This window comes from Pseudomonas sp. IT-P294, assembly GCF_949767865.1.
GTDB lineage: Bacteria > Pseudomonadota > Gammaproteobacteria > Pseudomonadales > Pseudomonadaceae > Aquipseudomonas.
In genome coordinates this window covers 128,053-144,898 of the sequence record NZ_CATKQW010000001.1, presented here as the reverse complement: position 1 = coordinate 144,898, position 16,846 = coordinate 128,053, and the positions used below count along the sequence as shown (strand labels likewise).

Sequence of the window (16,846 nt, the reverse complement as noted above, 5' to 3'; positions counted from 1 at the left end):
TTGTTATTAACTGTTTTTATTTAACGCGGTTACATCTTTTGCGCAGAGCGACAGGCCGCTCCGCGCATATCCCCCAGTGAGAGGCGTGCTCCCACATTTCTTGATCTTCAGCGACCTTTGAACTGAGCGACGTTGGCGCTGTGGCTCTCGGCTTTTGGTTGACCGGCCACGCCCAGGCGCTCCCCCGTCTTGGCATCGAACAACAGCACTTTCGATGGATCGAATTGCAGCGTCAGGGTCTCGCCCACAGCCGGTGCAACGTCCGGCGCCAGACGGCAGCAGACTTTGGTTTCATTGAGATTGACGAACACCAGGGTGTCGGGACCGGTTGGCTCGGTGACCTGGACTTCGGCGCGAATGGTCGGCAAACCATTGGCCTCGCTACCTGCCAGCACGATCTGTTCCGGGCGCAAGCCGAGGATCACTTCTCGATCCTCCAGACCGGCGTCCTGCATGCCCATTGGCAATTCGCAACGGGCCTGGCCGCTGTCGAGCAGCGCCAGCAGACGACCGTCCTTGCGCTGCAAACGCAGCGGGATGAAGTTCATCGGCGGCGAACCGATGAAGCTCGCCACGAACAGGTTGGCCGGGTTGTTGTAGATGTCTTTCGGCGTGCCGAACTGCTGGATGATCCCGTCCTTCATCACCGCCACCTTGTCGCCCAGGGTCATCGCTTCGATCTGGTCGTGGGTCACGTAGACCGTGGTGGTTTTCAGGCGCTGGTGCATCAGTTTCATTTCGGTGCGCATCTCGACGCGCAGCTTGGCGTCGAGGTTGGAAAGCGGTTCGTCGAACAGATAGATCTTCGGCCGACGCGCCAAGGCACGGCCCATCGCCACGCGCTGTTGCTGACCACCGGAGAGCTGGCCCGGTTTACGGTTGAGCAAGTGTTCGATCTGCAGCAGCTTGGACACCCGCGCCACTTCCGCTTCGATGTCGGCGGCGGGCATTTTGCGGATCTTCAAGCCAAAGGCGATGTTCTCGCGCACGCTCATGGTCGGGTACAGCGCGTAGGACTGGAACACCATGGCGATGTCGCGGTCTTTGGGGCTCATGCCGCTGACGTCCTGGTCACCGATCATGATCGCGCCGCCAGTGATGGTTTCCAGGCCGGCGATGCAATTCATCAGGGTCGATTTACCGCAACCCGAAGGTCCGACCAGGATCAGGAACTCACCGTCCTTGATCGACAGTTCGATGTTCTTGAGGGTGTCCGGCAGGCCAGGGCCATAGGTCTTGTTTACATTGCGAAGTTCGAGCGTTGCCATGATTACCCCTTGACTGCGCCGGCCGTCAGCCCGCGCACGAAATACTTGCCTGCGACCACATAGACCAGCAGGGTCGGCAGCCCGGCGATCATCGCCGCCGCCATATCAACGTTGTATTCCTTGGCCCCGGTACTGGTATTGACCAAGTTGTTCAACGCCACCGTAATGGGTTGCGAGTCACCACTGGAGAACACCACGCCGAACAGGAAGTCGTTCCAGATCTGGGTGAACTGCCAGATCAGGCAGACCATGATGATCGGGGTGGACATCGGCAGGATGATCAAGCGGAAGATGGTGAAGAAGCCTGCGCCATCGAGCCGCGCCGCCTTCACCAGCGCATCGGGCACGCTGACGTAGTAGTTGCGGAAGAACAGCGTGGTAAACGCCAGGCCATAAACCACGTGCACGAACACCAAGCCCGTGGTCGTGCTGGCCAGGCCCATCTTGCCGAGGGTGAACGAGGCCGGCAGCAGCACGGTCTGGAACGGCAGGAAGCAACCGAACAACAGCAGGCCGAAGAACAATTGCGAGCCGCGAAAGCGCCACATCGACAGCACATAGCCGTTCAGCGCGCCGATGGCGGTGGAGATCAGCACCGCCGGAACGGTGATCTTGATCGAGTTCCAGAAATACCCGTCAACCGTGCCCCAGGCCTTGACCCAGCCGATGCCGCTGACCACGGTCGGCCAGCTCAGCAGGTTGCCGGAGTTGATGTCTTCGGGCGTCTTGAAACTGGTCAACAGCATGACCACCAGCGGTATCAGGTACAGAAATACAGCAAGGATCAGCACGCCATAGATCGCGATGCGACTCAGGCTGATGGAAGGTTTGGCAGCGAAACTAGTCATGACGCTTGGTCCTCAGCTCGGAGTACAGGTAAGGCACGATGATTGCGAGAATCGCACCGAGCATCAGAATCGCACTGGCCGAGCCCATGCCCATCTGGCCGCGACTGAAGGTGAAGGAATACATGAACATCGCAGGCAGGTCGGACGAATAACCCGGGCCACCGGCCGTCATTGCCGCCACCAGGTCGAAACTCTTGATCGCGATGTGGGCCAGGATCATCACTGCGCTGAAGAACACCGGGCGCAGGCTCGGCAACACCACTTTGAGGTAAATGCGCGGCATGCTCGCGCCATCGATCTGGGCGGCACGGATGATCGATTGATCAACGCCTCGCAGACCGGCGAGGAACATCGCCATGATAAAGCCCGAGGCTTGCCATACCGCTGCGATCACCAGGCAATACACGACGCGATCCGGGTCGATCAGCCAGTCCAGGCGAAAGCCTTCCCAGCCCCAGTCACGCAGCAATTTGTCCAGGCCCATGCCCGGGTTGAGCAGCCATTTCCAGGCCGTACCGGTGACGATCATCGAGAGCGCCATCGGGTACAGGTAAATGGTGCGGATGAAGCCTTCGCGACGAATGCGCTGATCAAGGAACACCGCCAGCAGCACACCGATCACCAAGGTGATACCGATGAACATGCCGCCGAAAAGCGCCAGGTTCTTGCTCGCTACCCACCAACGATCGTTGTCGAACAGCCGTTGGTATTGCGCCAGGCCTGCCCACTTGTAAGTCGGCAGGAAAGTCGACGTGGTGAACGAGAGGACGAAGGTCCACAGGATATAGCCATAGAACCCCACCAAAACGATGAACATGCTGGGCGCCAGCACCAGTTTGGGGAGCCAGCGCTGCAATGCATCGAACGGCGAGGCCTTGCTGAACACAGCAACAGAACTCATGGGAAGATCCAGTACGTAGAAATAAGGATTACAAGCGTATTCCTTGGTAGGAGCGAGCAAACCCGCTCCCACCAGGAACTGCGACGCTAACGGTTACTTGGCCGCTTTGATCGCTGTGCCAAGTTGCTTGGCCGCAGTGGCCGGATCGGCTTTCGGGTCGTTGATGAAGTTGGTCACGACATCAAAGAACGCGCCTTGTACCGCCAGCGTGGTCGCCATGTTGTGCGCCATGCTCGGCTGCAAGCCGCCGGACTTGGCGTCCGCCAGGAAGTCCTTGGCAGCAGTCTGGGCGCAGGAGTCGAAACCGTACTTGCCCATGTCGTTCAGCATGTCGATCCGAACCGGGATCGAGCCTTTGTTGATGCTGAAGACTTTCTGGAAGTTCTCACCCAGCACGATCTTGGCAATGTCCTGCTGAGCGGCAGCAGTGCCCTTGTCTTTCTGTTTGAAGACGGCCAGGGAATCGATGTTGTAAGTGAAAGCCTTGTCGGTGCCTGGGAAGGCTACGCACTCGTAGTCTTTGCCGGCGACTTTCTTGGCCGCTGTCCACTCGCTCTTGGCCCAGTCGCCCATGATCTGCATACCGGCCTTGCCGTTGATGACCTTGGCCGCTTCCAGGTTCCAGTCCTGGCCTTTGCCGTCGGCGTCCATGTAGGTCGCGACTTTCTTCAGCTCGGTCAGCGCCTTGACCATCTCAGGACCGGTCAGTGCAGCGTTGTCGAGGTCGACCAGGGCTTTCTTGTAGCCGTCGACGCCCATGACCGAAAGGACCACCGCTTCGAACACGGTGCTGTCCTGCCAAGGCTGGCCACCGTGGGCAAGCGCAATGAAGCCTGCAGCCTTGAGCTTGTCACCGGCTGCGTAGAATTCCTGAAGGGTGGTTGGCGCTTTTTCGATGCCGGCTTTCTTGAAGACTTCCGGGTTGATCCACAACCAGTTGACGCGGTGAATGTTCACCGGCACGGCCACGTAATCACCGTCGTACTTCACGGTATCGGAGACTTTCTTGTCGAGCAGGCTGTCCCATTTTTCTGTTTTGGCAGCGTCTTTCAAGACGTCGGTGTCGAGCAGACCGGTAGACGCCCATTCCTGGATGTCCGGACCTTTGATTTGCGCTACGCCTGGCGGGTTACCGGCAACGGCGCGGCTTTTCAGTACGGTCATGGCCGTAGCACCGCCACCACCGGCGACAGCACCGTCCTTCCAGGTGAAACCGTCTTTTTCGACTTGGGCCTTGAGGACATCGACAGCAGCTTTTTCACCACCGGACGTCCACCAGTGAACGACTTCTACCGAACCTTTGGAATCGGCGGCAAGCGTACTCAGGGGGAATGCAGACAGAGGAAGCAGTGAAGCGAGAGAAATGACAGTAGCGAGGCGAGAAATCGCATTCATCTAGTAGTACCTTTCTTGTTGTTATGCATGCAAGTCTGGTGCTTGCGCTGCATAGGATTTTAAACAGGAGTCATCCCCTCGCAGGTAACGAAGGGACGCTGGAATGTCACCGCATGGTTACACAGGAGCGCTCTGGGACACCTGCCCCAAGGCCGTAGCCATGCTCGGCGCCAACGGCAGGCGCGGGATCAAAACGGCTTGCCAGGCGTGATAAAGATCCGGCTTTCCACCCCAGATATCAGCACTTGGGCGGTTTTGCGGGTCCAGTTCATGGTGCCAACTGCCACCTTCGCGGTCGATGAAATGACTGTCACAGAATTCCCAGAACAGTCGGTACCAGGCTTCGTATTGTTCATCGCCGGTGCGTTTGAGCAGCGCACTGGCCGCGGCGCTGGCTTCGCAATGGGTCCAGTGCAGGCGATGGCTCACCACGGCGCGATTGTTCCAGTCCAGCGTGTAGACAATCCCGGGCAGCCCATCGACATTCCAGCCGTGACGGCAGTTGTTATCGAAGAGTTTTTGCGCGTCCGTCGCCAGCCAGCCCGGCGTGAGCATCCCGGCCTGGACCCGTGCGGCCTCGAGGTGCAGTAACAGCCGCGCCCACTCGAAACCGTGACCCGGGGTGGTGCCGTAGGGGCGAAAACCGTCGGCCGGGTTGTCGTGGTTGTAGTCACGCAGCGGTTGCCAGTTGCGGTCGAAATGCTCGACCACAAGGTAATCGTTGGCCGCAGCGTGACCGTGGATCACCCGCTCGACGATCCGTTGCGCACGGACCAGCCAGCGGTTGTCGTCGGTGACATCGGCCAGTGCGAGGAAGGCCTCGGTGGTGTGCATGTTGCTATTGGCGCCGCGGTAGGCCTCTTCCTCGCTCCAGTCGCGGTTGAAGGATTCGCGCATCGCGCCCTCCTCCTCGCTCCAGAAATGCGTGTCGATGATGTTGATCGCGTCATCGAGCAAGGCCTGCGCGCCGGGTCGTCGTGCAACCACCGCCGAACTCGCGGCCAAGGCGACAAAGGCGTGCAGGTAGGCGGCCTTGCCGGTGTTGTCGTGAAGAGGATGGGCGCTGGCGAACCAGCCGCCGTGCTCGGCATCTTTCAACGGACCGCTGAGGGCCTGGACGCCATGGTCCACCAGTTCGGCAAACCCCGGCAGCCCCTGGATATGCGCCATGGCGAAGCTGTGGGTCATGCGTGCGGTGTTCATGGTTTCGGCTTGGGCGTTGGCCGGGAGGCGGCCCTTGTCATCGAGGTTGCCAAAGCCTTCGGGGAGCTTTGAAACCTTGGCAAACGCCAGCAGGCGCAGGCCTTCGGCGGCCAGCCAGTGTTGATGGGCGGGTGCGTTCAGCCAACTGCTGAAAGCCGGTTGGAAGGTGTCCATGGGGTGCCTTTTTTGTTGTTATGACTGAGGGGCAGTCTAAACAACGGCGGATGGCGGGCTTGTAACGAAGGGGGCGAGTTATGTCACCGGACCGTGACATTTGCCTTGAGGAATAGGTTGAAGCTTCTGACGCCATCGCGAGCAAGCTCACTCCCACAGGGTTATGCGTTTTACAGATCCAATGTGGGAGCGAGCTTGCTCGCGATGAACGATGACGCGGTCTAACTAATCAACACTGCGCGGCAACTGCAACGTCACCCGCAACCCGCCCTCACGCAGATTCTGCAGGCTGACTTCTCCACCATGACTGTGGGCAATATTGCGCGCGATCCCCAATCCCAGGCCATACCCCTGCTGCTGCCCGGCCAGGCGGAAGTGCGGCTCGAACACCTGCTCCAGCCGCTGCTCCGGCACACCCGGCCCTTCGTCGTCGACGTGCAGGATGAACGCGCTTTCATCGTCATCGATGTGCAGGTGCGCGTTTTGCCCATACTTCAACGCGTTGTCGATCAGGTTGCCGATGCAACGCTTGAGCGCCAGCGGTTTCCCCGGATAAGCCGCCACCGCCCGCCCCTGCTGGGTCACGCGACCATTGCCATTGGGTGCCAGGTACGGCTCCACCAGGCAATCCAGCACGTGATTGAGGTCCACCGGTTCGATATTTTCGTGGATGTCGGTGTCTTTCACGCATTGCAGCGCGCCTTTGACCAGCAGCTCCAGCTCATCCAGATCGCGACCGAACTTGGCTTGCAGCTTTTCGTCTTCAAGCAACTCCACGCGCAACCGCAAACGGGTGATGGGCGTGCGCAAGTCGTGGGAGATCGCGCTGAACAATTGGCTGCGCTCAGTCAGGTAACGGCTGATGCGTTCGCGCATGGCATTGAAGGCACGCCCCACTTCGACCACTTCACTGCCGCCGCCCTCAGCCACCGGCTCGACTTCGGCGCCCAGGGACATGTCCCGCGCCGCCCGCGCCAGGCGCTTGAGAGGCCGGCTTTGCCAATGCACCAACAGGCCGATGAACAACAGCAGGAAGCCACTGGTGAGGACAATGAACCACACCTGTTGCGCCGGCAGGCCCTGCTCTTCAAGACTGGTGTAGGGCTCGGGCAACAAGGACGCGATGTACAGCCATTCCCCCGGCGCCATCTGGATCTGCGTGACCAGCACCGGCGGGTTGATCGGTTCCAGAGTCAACGCGTAGTGCGCCCAGGAGCGTGGCAACTCATCGAGTTTCAGCCCGCTATTGAAGATCCGCAGGTCGGCGGGACTGACGAAGGTCACCGAGATATCCGTGTCGTGGCCCAGGGACTCGCGCAACACTTCGTCCACCGCTTTGAGCACCGCCGCTTTACGCGGAGTGATCGGCAGCACTTCCATGCCCAAGGGCTTGTCATTGAGGGTTACCACGAACCGGGTGCCGCCCATGCTGCGCAACTGGTCGAGCACCAACGGACGAAACGCCACCGGCAGTGAGCGAAAGTAACTGACGCTGGCGGTCATCGAATGGGCCAGGCTGCGGGCGCTGGTGACCAGGCCTTCGAGCTGGGTGGCGCGCAGTTGCGAAACCCAGATCACGCTCGACAACGTCTGCGCGAACAGCACCGCCAACAGGGTCAGCAGCAGCATGCGCCCAAGCAGCGAACGCGGCACGGGCACCCGGGCCGCGAGCTTGCGGAAAAACTCAGTGACCATTGCTGGCAACCACATTGGCGGCCAGTTGGTAGCCGCTGCCGCGTACGGTACGAATCAGCCTTGGTGGTTTTTCGGTGTCGCGCAAGCGTTGACGCAGACGGCTGACGGCCATGTCGACAATGCGATCCAGCGGCATCAGATCACGGCCACGTGTGGCATTGCCGATGGTGTCGCGATCAAGGATTTGCTGAGGGTGATCGAGGAACAGTTTCAGTAACGCAAAGTCAGCGCCGGAGAGAATCACTTCTTCACCGTCGGTGTGGAAGAGCCGATGGCTGACCATGTCCAGGCGCCAGTCGTCGAAGGCCAGCACTTCGCTGCCGGAGCGCTCCTGACCGAATTGCGCACGGCGCAGCAAGGCCTTGATCCGCGCCTGCAATTCACGAGGACTGAAGGGTTTGCCCAGGTAGTCGTCGGCACCCAGCTCCAGGCCGATGACGCGGTCGGCCTCGTCGGAACTGGCCGTGAGCATGATGATCGGCACCTGAGCCTGACGCGGGTGTTGGCGGATCCAGCGACACAAGCTGAAACCGTCTTCGTCCGGCAGCATCACGTCAAGGATCACCAGATCGCTCGGGGCCTCGTTCATGGCTTGGCGAAAGCCTGCGCCATCGGGCGTGGTGCGGACCTGGAAACCGGCGCGGGTCAGGTAGGTGTCCAGCAACTCGCGTATCTCTTGATCGTCATCGACCAACAAAATCGACTTGTTGACTGAGCTCACGGGGCGGCGTCCTTGTTGTTTGAATTGTGCGGATTATGCCTTAAGCGCTGAATCTACAAACACCACAGAAGCAACTGCGGGAAAACCAGTGTGGGAGCGAGCCTGCTCGCGATTGCGGCGTGTCAGTCAACCAATGTGTTGAATGTAAAACCGCTATCGCGAGCAGGCTCGCTCCCACATTTTTGATCGCATTTCAGGCTGGAATGGATTGCTGCAGTGCCACACCCGCGCCCATCAGGCCGGAATACGGCGCAGTCACCAGCCACACCGGAATACCTTTGAAGTAATCGCTCATGCAACCCTTGTCGGCGAAGCACCGGGCGAAACCGCTTTCGACAAAGAAATCGGCAAACCGTGGAATCACCCCACCAACGATGTACACACCGCCGCGCGCCCCTGTGGTCAGCACGTTGTTGCCGGCCACGCGACCGAGCCAGCAGCAGAATTGCTCCAGCACTTCCAGCGCCACCGGATCACCCGCCAACCCGGCAGCGGTGATCGCTTCCGGTGTTTCGAGCACCGGCGTATGACCGTCCACCGCACAGATCGCCCGATAAACCCGTGGCAAGCCGCTGCCGCTCAACGCAGTTTCAGCGCTGACATGACCTATCTCATTGAAGATGTGCTGCCACAGCTGAGTTTCCCGCGGGCTGCTCAGGGGCAAATCAACGTGACCGCCCTCGCCCGGCAATGCCGCAAAGCGACCTTCACCGAGGTCGAGCAAGGTGCCGACCCCCAAACCAGTTCCCGGACCGATCACCACGGCGGGGCGCAGCGGCTCCGGCGTGCCTTCGCACACCACGCGAAACTCGCCGGGCTGCAAACGGGTCATGCCCAGGGCCATCGCCGAGAAATCGTTGACCAGCAGCAGTTGATCGACCTGCAAAGTCTTGCAGAAACCCTTGCGGCTCAGGCGCCAGTGATTGTTGGTGAACTTGAATTCATCACCGCTCACCGGACCGGCGACCGACAGGCACACCGAACCAATGTCGCCCGGCTTAAGCCCCAAGCCGCCGAGGTAGACACCAATGGCCTCCTCAGGACTGGCGTAATCTGCCGTCGCCAGCACCTGGATCGATTCCAGTTGCTGGTGTTTCCACAACGCGAAACGTGCGTTGGTCCCACCGATGTCACCGACCAAAGCCAGTTTCAATTAAGCGTCTCCAGGGCAGAAGTAAAGGCGCTGGCGCCCTGCTCTGCGGAGCTGAAAGCCATGCGCATGAAACCAAACAGTTCGCGACCGGTGCCAATGTTGTTGCCCAACAGGCCCTTGGCCGGCGTGCGCGCTGCGAATTCTTCGGCGTCCACCTTAAGCTCCAGGGTGCCTTTGACGCCATCGACGCGGATGATATCGCCCTCTTGCACCCGCGCAAGAGCCCCGCCCACATAGGCTTCAGGACTTACGTGAATCGCCGCCGGGATTTTTCCCGATGCGCCGGACATGCGCCCGTCGGTCACCAGTGCCACTTTGAAGCCGCGATCCTGCAGCACGCCGAGGAACGGCGTCATCTTGTGCAGCTCCGGCATGCCATTGGAGCGCGGGCCCTGGAAGCGCATCACGGCAACGAAATCCTTCTCCAGCAAACCGGCCTTGAACGCATCGGCTAGGTCCTGCTGATCCTGAAACACCATGGCCGGCGCTTCGACGATCTGGTTCTCCAGCGCGACGGCCGAAACTTTCATCACACCACGACCGAGGTTGCCTTCCATCACCCGCAGGCCACCTTCTGGCGAGAACGCACGAGCCACGGGACGCAAGATGCTTTCGTCGAGGCTTTCGGTGATGCCTTCGCGCCAGACCAGTTCGCCGTTGTCGAGGAACGGTTCCATGGTGTAGCGGCGCAGTCCGTGGCCCAGCACGGTGTTGACGTTTTCGTGGAGCAAGCCGGCATCCAGCAGTTCGCGGATCAGGAACGACATGCCGCCCGCCGCCTGGAAGTGGTTGATGTCGGCCTTGCCGTTCGGATAGACATGGCTCAGGGTCGGCACGACTTCGGAGAGGTCGGCCATGTCTTGCCAGGTCAGTTGAATACCGGCGGCCATGGCGATGGCCGGCATGTGCAGGGTGTGGTTGGTCGAACCGCCGGTGGCGTGCAGGGCGACGATGGAGTTGACCAGCGAGCGCTCGTCGACGATTTCGCCGATCGGCAGGTAATTGCCATTCTGTTTGGTAATGCGCGTCACCTGATGCGCCGCTTCGCGGGTCAGGGCATCGCGCAACGGCGTGTTCGGGTTGACGAAGGAAGCACCCGGCAAGTGCAGGCCCATGACTTCCATCAGCAACTGGTTGGTGTTGGCGGTGCCGTAGAAGGTGCAGGTGCCGGGACTGTGATAGGAATTCATTTCCGATTCCAGCAGCTCTTCGCGGCTGGCCTTGCCTTCGGCATAACGCTGGCGCACGTCGGCTTTCTGCTTGTTGGAAATGCCCGACACCATCGGTCCGCCGGGGACGAAGATCATCGGCAGGTGACCGAAACGCAGCGCGCCCATCATCAGGCCCGGCACGATCTTGTCGCAGATGCCGAGCATCAGCGCGCCATCAAACATGTTGTGGGACAACGCCACGGCGGTGGACAGCGCGATCACTTCGCGGCTCGGCAGGCTCAGTTCCATGCCCGGCTCGCCCTGGGTCACGCCATCGCACATGGCCGGAGTGCCGCCGGCGAACTGGCCGACGGAGCCGATTTCGCGCAGGGCCTTTTTGATCTGTTCAGGAAAGACTTCGTACGGCTGATGCGCCGAGAGCATGTCGTTATATGACGAAACAATCGCGATGTTCGCGGAGTTCATCATCCGCAAGCTGTTCTTGTCCTCGGTGCCGCAACCGGCGACACCGTGGGCGAAGTTGGCGCATTGCAGCTTGCCGCGCATCGGACCGTCGCTGGCCGCATCGCGAATGAGCGCAAGGTAAGCCTCACGGGTTGCACGGCTGCGGGCGATAAGCCGTTCGGTGACCTCAAGGACGCGGGGATGCATGTGTAGAACTCCAGGCTAACGGATGTGGCGACCTGATTGTCTATGCTGAACAAGGACCGTTGTGTGTGGGATGACAGACGGTTTGCTTGATCGGTCGGACCAGTTGATTCAGGTCACTCGTTGTAGATTGAACAAAATATTGCCATTAAAAAGGCTTGTTTTCTATTTTTATGCGAATAATCTTGTAATTCCAACAACAAAACGACGGCGGCCCTGTTAAATGACTCTTCGAATCGCAATCAATGGTTTTGGCCGAATTGGCCGCAACGTCCTCCGCGCACTGTATACCCAAGGCTATCGCCAGGATCTGCAGATCGTTGCCATCAATGACTTGGGCGACAGCTCGATCAATGCCCATCTGCTCAAGTACGACACCGTTCACGGCACGTTCGACGCCGATGTCCAGCACGATCAGGAAAGCCTGACCGTCAACGGCGACCGTATTTCCGTCAGCGCCATTCGTAACCCGGCCGACTTGCCGTGGGCCGCCGAAAAAATCGATGTCGTGTTCGAATGCACCGGCCTGTTCACCGACCGTGCCAAAGCCGCCGCGCATATTACGGCCGGCGCACGCAAAGTGATCATCTCGGCACCGGCCAAAGGCGCCGACGCCACCGTGGTTTACGGGGTCAACCACGACATTCTGCGCCAATCGCACCAAATCATTTCCAACGCCTCGTGCACCACCAACTGCCTGGCGCCTGTGGCTCAGGTGCTGCACCGCGAGTTGGGCATCGAAAGCGGTCTGATGACCACGATTCACGCCTACACCAACGACCAGAACCTCACCGACGTTTACCACACCGACCCGTACCGTGCCCGTTCGGCCACCCAGAACATGATCCCGAGCAAGACCGGTGCCGCTGAAGCGGTTGGCCTGGTGCTGCCGGAACTGGCGGGCAAACTGACCGGCATGGCGGTGCGTGTTCCTGTGATCAACGTCTCGCTGGTCGACCTGACCGTGCAGCTCAAACGCGAAGCGAGCGCTGACGAAGTCAACGCGCTGCTCAAAGAAGCCAGCCAGCACTCGAAGATTCTCGGCTACAACACCCTGCCGCTGGTCTCCAGCGACTTCAACCACAACCCGCTGTCGTCGATCTTCGACGCCAACCACACCAAATCCAGCGGCAAGCTGCTCAAGGTACTGGCCTGGTACGACAACGAGTGGGGCTTCTCCAACCGCATGCTCGATAACTGCCTGGCGCTGTGCAACGCGGAGTAATCCGCCGTGAAAAAGCAGGAGCAGCAGCGATGATCGGTATCAGCTTCACGCAAAAGACCATGGCGGCGCGCAAGCGTATCGCCCTGGTCGCCCATGACCACTGCAAGGTGTTTTTGCTGGACTGGGCCGAGCGGCAGAAAGACAGGCTCGCGCAACACGAACTGGTCGCCACCGGCACTACCGGGTTGTTATTGCAGCAACGCCTGGATCTGCCGGTGGAAAGCATGATCAGTGGCCCCTTGGGCGGCGATCAGCAGCTTGGCGCGCGCATCGCCGAACAGCGGGTCGACATGTTGGTGTTTTTCTGGGACCCGTTCGAACCGCAGCCACACGACCCGGACATCAAGGCGTTATTACGGGTCGCGGCGGTCTGGAACATTCCGGTGGCCTGCAACGAATGCAGCGCCGATTACCTGCTCAGCAGCCCGATGATGGATCAGGCGCACCAGCACCGCATCCCCGATTACGCGACCTATCTGCTGGGTCGCGCATAACCCGTCACCCATCAATCATTGTCCATTCGAGCGTATGACAAGCCGTTGTCATACGTTCGAATCAATGGCTGCCGCCAGCAGATTCACTTGTTACAACTCTGCATAATCTCCTGATTTTTTTGCCATTTTCAGGGCATTTTCCTGCGCAAACGTTCAACCATGACCGCTCGTCGGAGCCACCATCATGCATCCTCGCCGCACGCCGATGAGCATTGAATGGCGCTGAATGGATTTGGCGATCGGGTCGACTTCGACCCATAGCCAACACCTCATCCATTTGCGAGTTCGCCCTATGTTCGACTCACTCTCCATCCGCCTGAAAATTGTCCTGCTGTCCGGTCTGTGCCTGCTGGGTGTGATCGCGCTGATCGTCAGCATGAACTTCTACCAGACCAATCAGAACGATGAACTGGTCAGCGCCTCCAGCAGCAAGATGCTGACGGACAGCGTGCAGAATCTGCTGCAGTCCAAAGCGGCCGAGCAAGCGGTGCGAGTACAGAAGACGTTCGGCGAAAACCTGCTGGTGGTGACAGCCCTCGCCGACCAGATCAAAGACATGCGCAACATGGCCGCCAAGCGTTCGATTGAAGCCGGCGCCCTGCGAGAAGAACTGAACCAGAGCCTGAAAACCGCCTTCGAGCGCAACAGCAAGGTGCTGGGGATCTGGCTGGCGTTCGAGCCCAACGGGCTGGACGGCAAGGACAGCGAGTTCGCCAACGATGCCGCCCGCCAGTCCAACGAAGTCGGACGTTTCGCCAGTTACTGGAGCCGTGCCGGCGGGACCGGGCTGAACACGATCATGGTCGAAGACGACATGACCAAAACCACCTTGAGCCTAAGCGGCACGCCCTACAACAGCTGGTACACCTGCCCTCGCGACAGCAAGCGCACCTGCCTGCTCGACCCGTATGCGGACACGGTCGGCGGCAAGGAAATGCTGATGACTACGATTTCCGTGCCGCTGTTGGTGGACGGCAAATCCATCGGTGTGGTCGGTGTGGACATTGCTCTGGACGCACTGCAAGCCGCCGCAATCGATTCCCAGCGTGAGCTGTTCAACGGCGCCGGGCACATGCTGATTGTTTCCGGCAGCGGCGTGCTCGCCGGTTACAGCACCGACGCGAGCAAGGTTGGCAAAAACATCGGCGAAACCCTGGGCGCAGACGGCAAGGAGATCCTGCAACTGCTCAATGGCGGCACGCCGAAGATCCTCGAACAGGGCGACCTGATCCGCGCGGTGTACCCGGTCAGCCCGATCAACGATTCCAAGGCCTGGGGCGTGGTCATCGACCTGCCCAAACAGGTGCTGCTGGCCGACTCGGTGAAGCTGCAACAAGTACTCGATGATGCCCAGCAAAGCGGCACGATCCAAGCGGTGCTGGTGGCTATTGTTGCCGGGCTGATCGGCCTGTTGTTGATCTGGCTCACCGCGTCCGGCGTGACCCGCCCGATCAACAGCGTCGCCGAAATGCTCAAGGCGATTGCCAGCGGCGACGGTGACCTGACCCAACGCCTGCACTACACCAAGAAAGACGAATTGGGCGAGCTGGTGAGCTGGTTCAACCGCTTCCTCGACAAGCTGCAACCGACCATCGCACAGATCAAACAAAGCATCACCGACGCCCGTGGCACCGCCGACCAGTCTTCGGAAATCGCTCGCCAGACCAGCGAAGGCATGCAGGTGCAGTTCCGCGAAATCGACCAGGTCGCCACCGCGTCGAACGAAATGAGCGCCACGGCCCACGACGTCGCCAACAGTGCGTCGAACGCGGCCAATGCCGCCAAAGGCGCTGATCAATCGGCCCGCGATGGCATGTCGATCATCGAGCGCAGCACCCGCGACATCAATCAACTGGCCGACGAAGTCAGCAAAGCCGTGACCGAAGTCGAAGCGCTGGCAGTCAACAGCGAACAGATCGGTTCGGTGCTGGAAGTGATCCGCAGCATCGCTGAACAAACCAACTTGCTGGCCCTTAACGCGGCCATTGAAGCGGCCCGTGCCGGTGAGAGCGGTCGTGGTTTTGCGGTGGTGGCCGATGAAGTGCGCAACCTGGCCAAACGGACCCAGGATTCAGTGGAAGAGATTCGCATCGTCATCGAGCGCATCCAGTCGGGCACTCGCGGCGTGGTCGCCACCATGCATTCGAGCCAGACCCAGGCCCACAGCAACGCCGGGCAGATTCAACAAGCGGTCCAGGCCTTGAGCAAAATCAGCGACGCGGTCACCGTGATCAGCGACATGAACCTGCAAATCGCCAGCGCCGCCGAACAGCAAAGCGCCGTGGCCGAAGAGGTCAACCGCAACGTCTCGGCCATCCGCACCGTCACCGAAACCCTGACGGGCCAAGCCACTCAATCGGCGCAGATCAGCAGCCAGCTCAATTCCCTGACCACCCAGCAGATGAAATTGATGGATCAGTTCCGGGTTTAAGTTGCACTGCCAATGATCGTTCCCACGCTCCGCGTGGGAATGCCTCAATGGACGCTCTGCGTCCGCTTCTGAGACGCAGAGCGTCTCGGGCTGCATTCCCACGCGGAGCGTGGGAACGATCTATCATGAAGCCCTCTTCCGGAGGGCCTTCAATGACTGGTTTACTCACGTCCATTCAAGCCGCACTCGGCTTGCCCCACACGCCGATTCCATTCACGTCGAGCGGCGCCCTGCCCTCGGCGTTTGCCGTCACTGACCTGGCGTGCGCCGGCATTGCCGTAGCCGGCCAGGCGGTCAGTGAACTACTGCAACAACACACCGGCCGTTTACCCCCAATTGAAGTCGACCGCCGCCTGGCGTCTTTCTGGTTTGCAACCTCGATCCGCCCTGTTGGCTGGAGCGTTCCACCGATGTGGGACCCGGTGGCCGGTGACTACGCGACCCGGGACGGCTGGATCCGCTTGCACACCAATGCACCGCATCATCGTGCCGCCGCCGAACGGGTGCTCGGCGCTTGTGCCGACCGCGCCGCGATGGCGAGCCAGGTCGCGCAATGGGCGAAAACAGATCTGGAACAGGCCGTGGTCGACGCCGGTGGCTGCGCCGCCGAAATGCGCACCTGGGCGCAATGGCAGGCGCATCCCCAAGGTTTGGCAGTGAACGCCGAACCGTTGATTCAGTTCAGTGCCGTCAGCAGCCAAGTCGCAAAACCGTGGCAGGGTTCGGTGGCGCAACCGCTGGCGGGCATCAAGGTGCTGGACCTGACCCGCGTATTGGCCGGCCCCATCGCCAGCCGTTTTCTCGCCGGTCTCGGTGCCGATGTCTTGCGCATCGACCCACCGAACTGGAACGAACCGGGCGTAGTGCCCGAAGTCTCGCTGGGTAAACGCTGCGCGTGCCTGGACCTGCACGACGCAAGCGATCGAGCCGTGTTCGACAGCCTGCTCAAGGACGCCGACATCTTGCTCCACGGCTACCGCGCCGATGCACTGGAACACTTGGGCTACGGTGTCGCCGAGCGACAACGACTGGCTCCGGGGCTGATTGATGTCTGCCTCAACGCCTACGGCTGGAGCGGTCCGTGGCAGAACCGTCGCGGGTTCGACAGTCTGGTGCAGATGAGCAGCGGGATCGCTGAAGCGGGCATGCGATGGAAGACCGCAGACAAGCCAACACCGTTACCGGTGCAGGCGCTGGATCATGCGACGGGGTATTTGATGGCGGCAGCGGCGATTACGTTGTTGGGTCGTGGCGGGTCGGCCAGATTGTCATTGGCGCGCACCGCAAAACTGTTGATTGAAAATGGCCCAGGCACAAATGAAGCATTACGGGCAGAGGATGAAAACGATCAAGGCCTGCTGGTCGAGCAGACACCCTGGGGGCCGGCGCATCGGCTTCATGTGCCACTGAAAATCACCGGGACGCCGCTGCAGTGGGCGCTTCCCGCGAGTGAGTTGGGCTCCCATCTTGCGAAGTGGTGGTGACGGTCGAATCGCCTTCGCGAGCGAGCCCGCTCCC

At 60.4% G+C, this 16,846-nt stretch carries 13 protein-coding genes and 1 pseudogene; 5 read left to right on the top strand and 9 right to left on the bottom strand.

Annotated elements, in window-relative coordinates:
• Window positions 1-107: 107 nt before the first annotated feature.
• The 9 genes from ACM6I0_RS00605 to edd form a co-directional block, all read right to left on the bottom strand.
• Entirely contained in the window at window positions 108-1,268 is a 1,161-nt protein-coding gene (locus ACM6I0_RS00605) for an ABC transporter ATP-binding protein (RefSeq protein WP_222588146.1), read from the bottom strand.
• A 2-nt stretch (window positions 1,269-1,270) separates the two neighbouring features.
• Window positions 1,271-2,116, bottom strand: a complete 846-nt coding sequence (locus tag ACM6I0_RS00600; RefSeq protein ID WP_090187346.1) for a carbohydrate ABC transporter permease — start codon at window positions 2,114-2,116, stop codon at window positions 1,271-1,273.
• Entirely contained in the window at window positions 2,109-3,017 is a 909-nt protein-coding gene (locus ACM6I0_RS00595) for a carbohydrate ABC transporter permease (RefSeq protein WP_090187348.1), read from the bottom strand. The genes ACM6I0_RS00600 and ACM6I0_RS00595 overlap by 8 nt, the downstream gene beginning before the upstream one ends.
• Window positions 3,018-3,110: 93 nt before the next feature.
• On the bottom strand, window positions 3,111-4,412 hold the full coding sequence (locus ACM6I0_RS00590) for an ABC transporter substrate-binding protein (protein ID WP_090187350.1): 1,302 nt from the start codon (window positions 4,410-4,412) through the stop codon (window positions 3,111-3,113).
• 117 nt (window positions 4,413-4,529) lie between these two features.
• Window positions 4,530-5,789 (bottom strand): AGE family epimerase/isomerase, encoded by a 1,260-nt coding sequence (locus ACM6I0_RS00585; RefSeq protein WP_414921249.1) that lies wholly within the window; start codon window positions 5,787-5,789, stop codon window positions 4,530-4,532.
• A gap of 225 nt (window positions 5,790-6,014) precedes the next feature.
• The gene (locus ACM6I0_RS00580) at window positions 6,015-7,484 is read right to left on the bottom strand and encodes an ATP-binding protein (RefSeq protein ID WP_285433705.1); all 1,470 of its coding nucleotides are present in this window, start codon (window positions 7,482-7,484) and stop codon (window positions 6,015-6,017) included.
• Window positions 7,474-8,205 carry a response regulator gene (locus ACM6I0_RS00575; RefSeq protein WP_259153128.1) on the bottom strand — a complete coding sequence of 244 codons (732 nt, stop codon included), beginning with the start codon at window positions 8,203-8,205 and terminating at the stop codon, window positions 7,474-7,476. The genes ACM6I0_RS00580 and ACM6I0_RS00575 overlap by 11 nt, the downstream gene beginning before the upstream one ends.
• A gap of 193 nt (window positions 8,206-8,398) precedes the next feature.
• A complete protein-coding gene (locus ACM6I0_RS00570) occupies window positions 8,399-9,358 on the bottom strand; it encodes a glucokinase (RefSeq protein ID WP_414921248.1) in 960 nt (319 codons plus the stop codon).
• Window positions 9,355-11,181 (bottom strand): phosphogluconate dehydratase, encoded by a 1,827-nt coding sequence (gene edd, locus ACM6I0_RS00565; RefSeq protein WP_285433701.1) that lies wholly within the window; start codon window positions 11,179-11,181, stop codon window positions 9,355-9,357. The genes ACM6I0_RS00570 and edd overlap by 4 nt, the downstream gene beginning before the upstream one ends.
• A gap of 220 nt (window positions 11,182-11,401) precedes the next feature.
• Here edd and gap point away from each other — a divergent pair, with 220 nt between their 5' ends.
• The 5 genes and pseudogenes from gap to ACM6I0_RS00540 all read left to right on the top strand — a co-directional run bounded on the left by gap (window position 11,402) and on the right by ACM6I0_RS00540 (window position 16,812).
• Window positions 11,402-12,403 carry a type I glyceraldehyde-3-phosphate dehydrogenase gene (gap, locus tag ACM6I0_RS00560; RefSeq protein WP_059402992.1) on the top strand — a complete coding sequence of 334 codons (1,002 nt, stop codon included), beginning with the start codon at window positions 11,402-11,404 and terminating at the stop codon, window positions 12,401-12,403.
• A gap of 29 nt (window positions 12,404-12,432) precedes the next feature.
• Window positions 12,433-12,897: a methylglyoxal synthase gene (locus ACM6I0_RS00555; RefSeq protein ID WP_222588152.1), complete on the top strand. Its 465-nt coding sequence runs from the start codon at window positions 12,433-12,435 to the stop codon at window positions 12,895-12,897.
• A 226-nt stretch (window positions 12,898-13,123) separates the two neighbouring features.
• A pseudogene (locus ACM6I0_RS00550) lies at window positions 13,124-14,422 on the top strand (cache domain-containing protein); the annotation flags it as partial.
• A gap of 150 nt (window positions 14,423-14,572) precedes the next feature.
• Window positions 14,573-15,328 carry a methyl-accepting chemotaxis protein gene (locus ACM6I0_RS00545; RefSeq protein WP_414921292.1) on the top strand — a complete coding sequence of 252 codons (756 nt, stop codon included), beginning with the start codon at window positions 14,573-14,575 and terminating at the stop codon, window positions 15,326-15,328.
• 152 nt (window positions 15,329-15,480) lie between these two features.
• Window positions 15,481-16,812: a CoA transferase gene (locus ACM6I0_RS00540; RefSeq protein WP_414921247.1), complete on the top strand. Its 1,332-nt coding sequence runs from the start codon at window positions 15,481-15,483 to the stop codon at window positions 16,810-16,812.
• Window positions 16,813-16,846 lie beyond the last annotated feature (34 nt).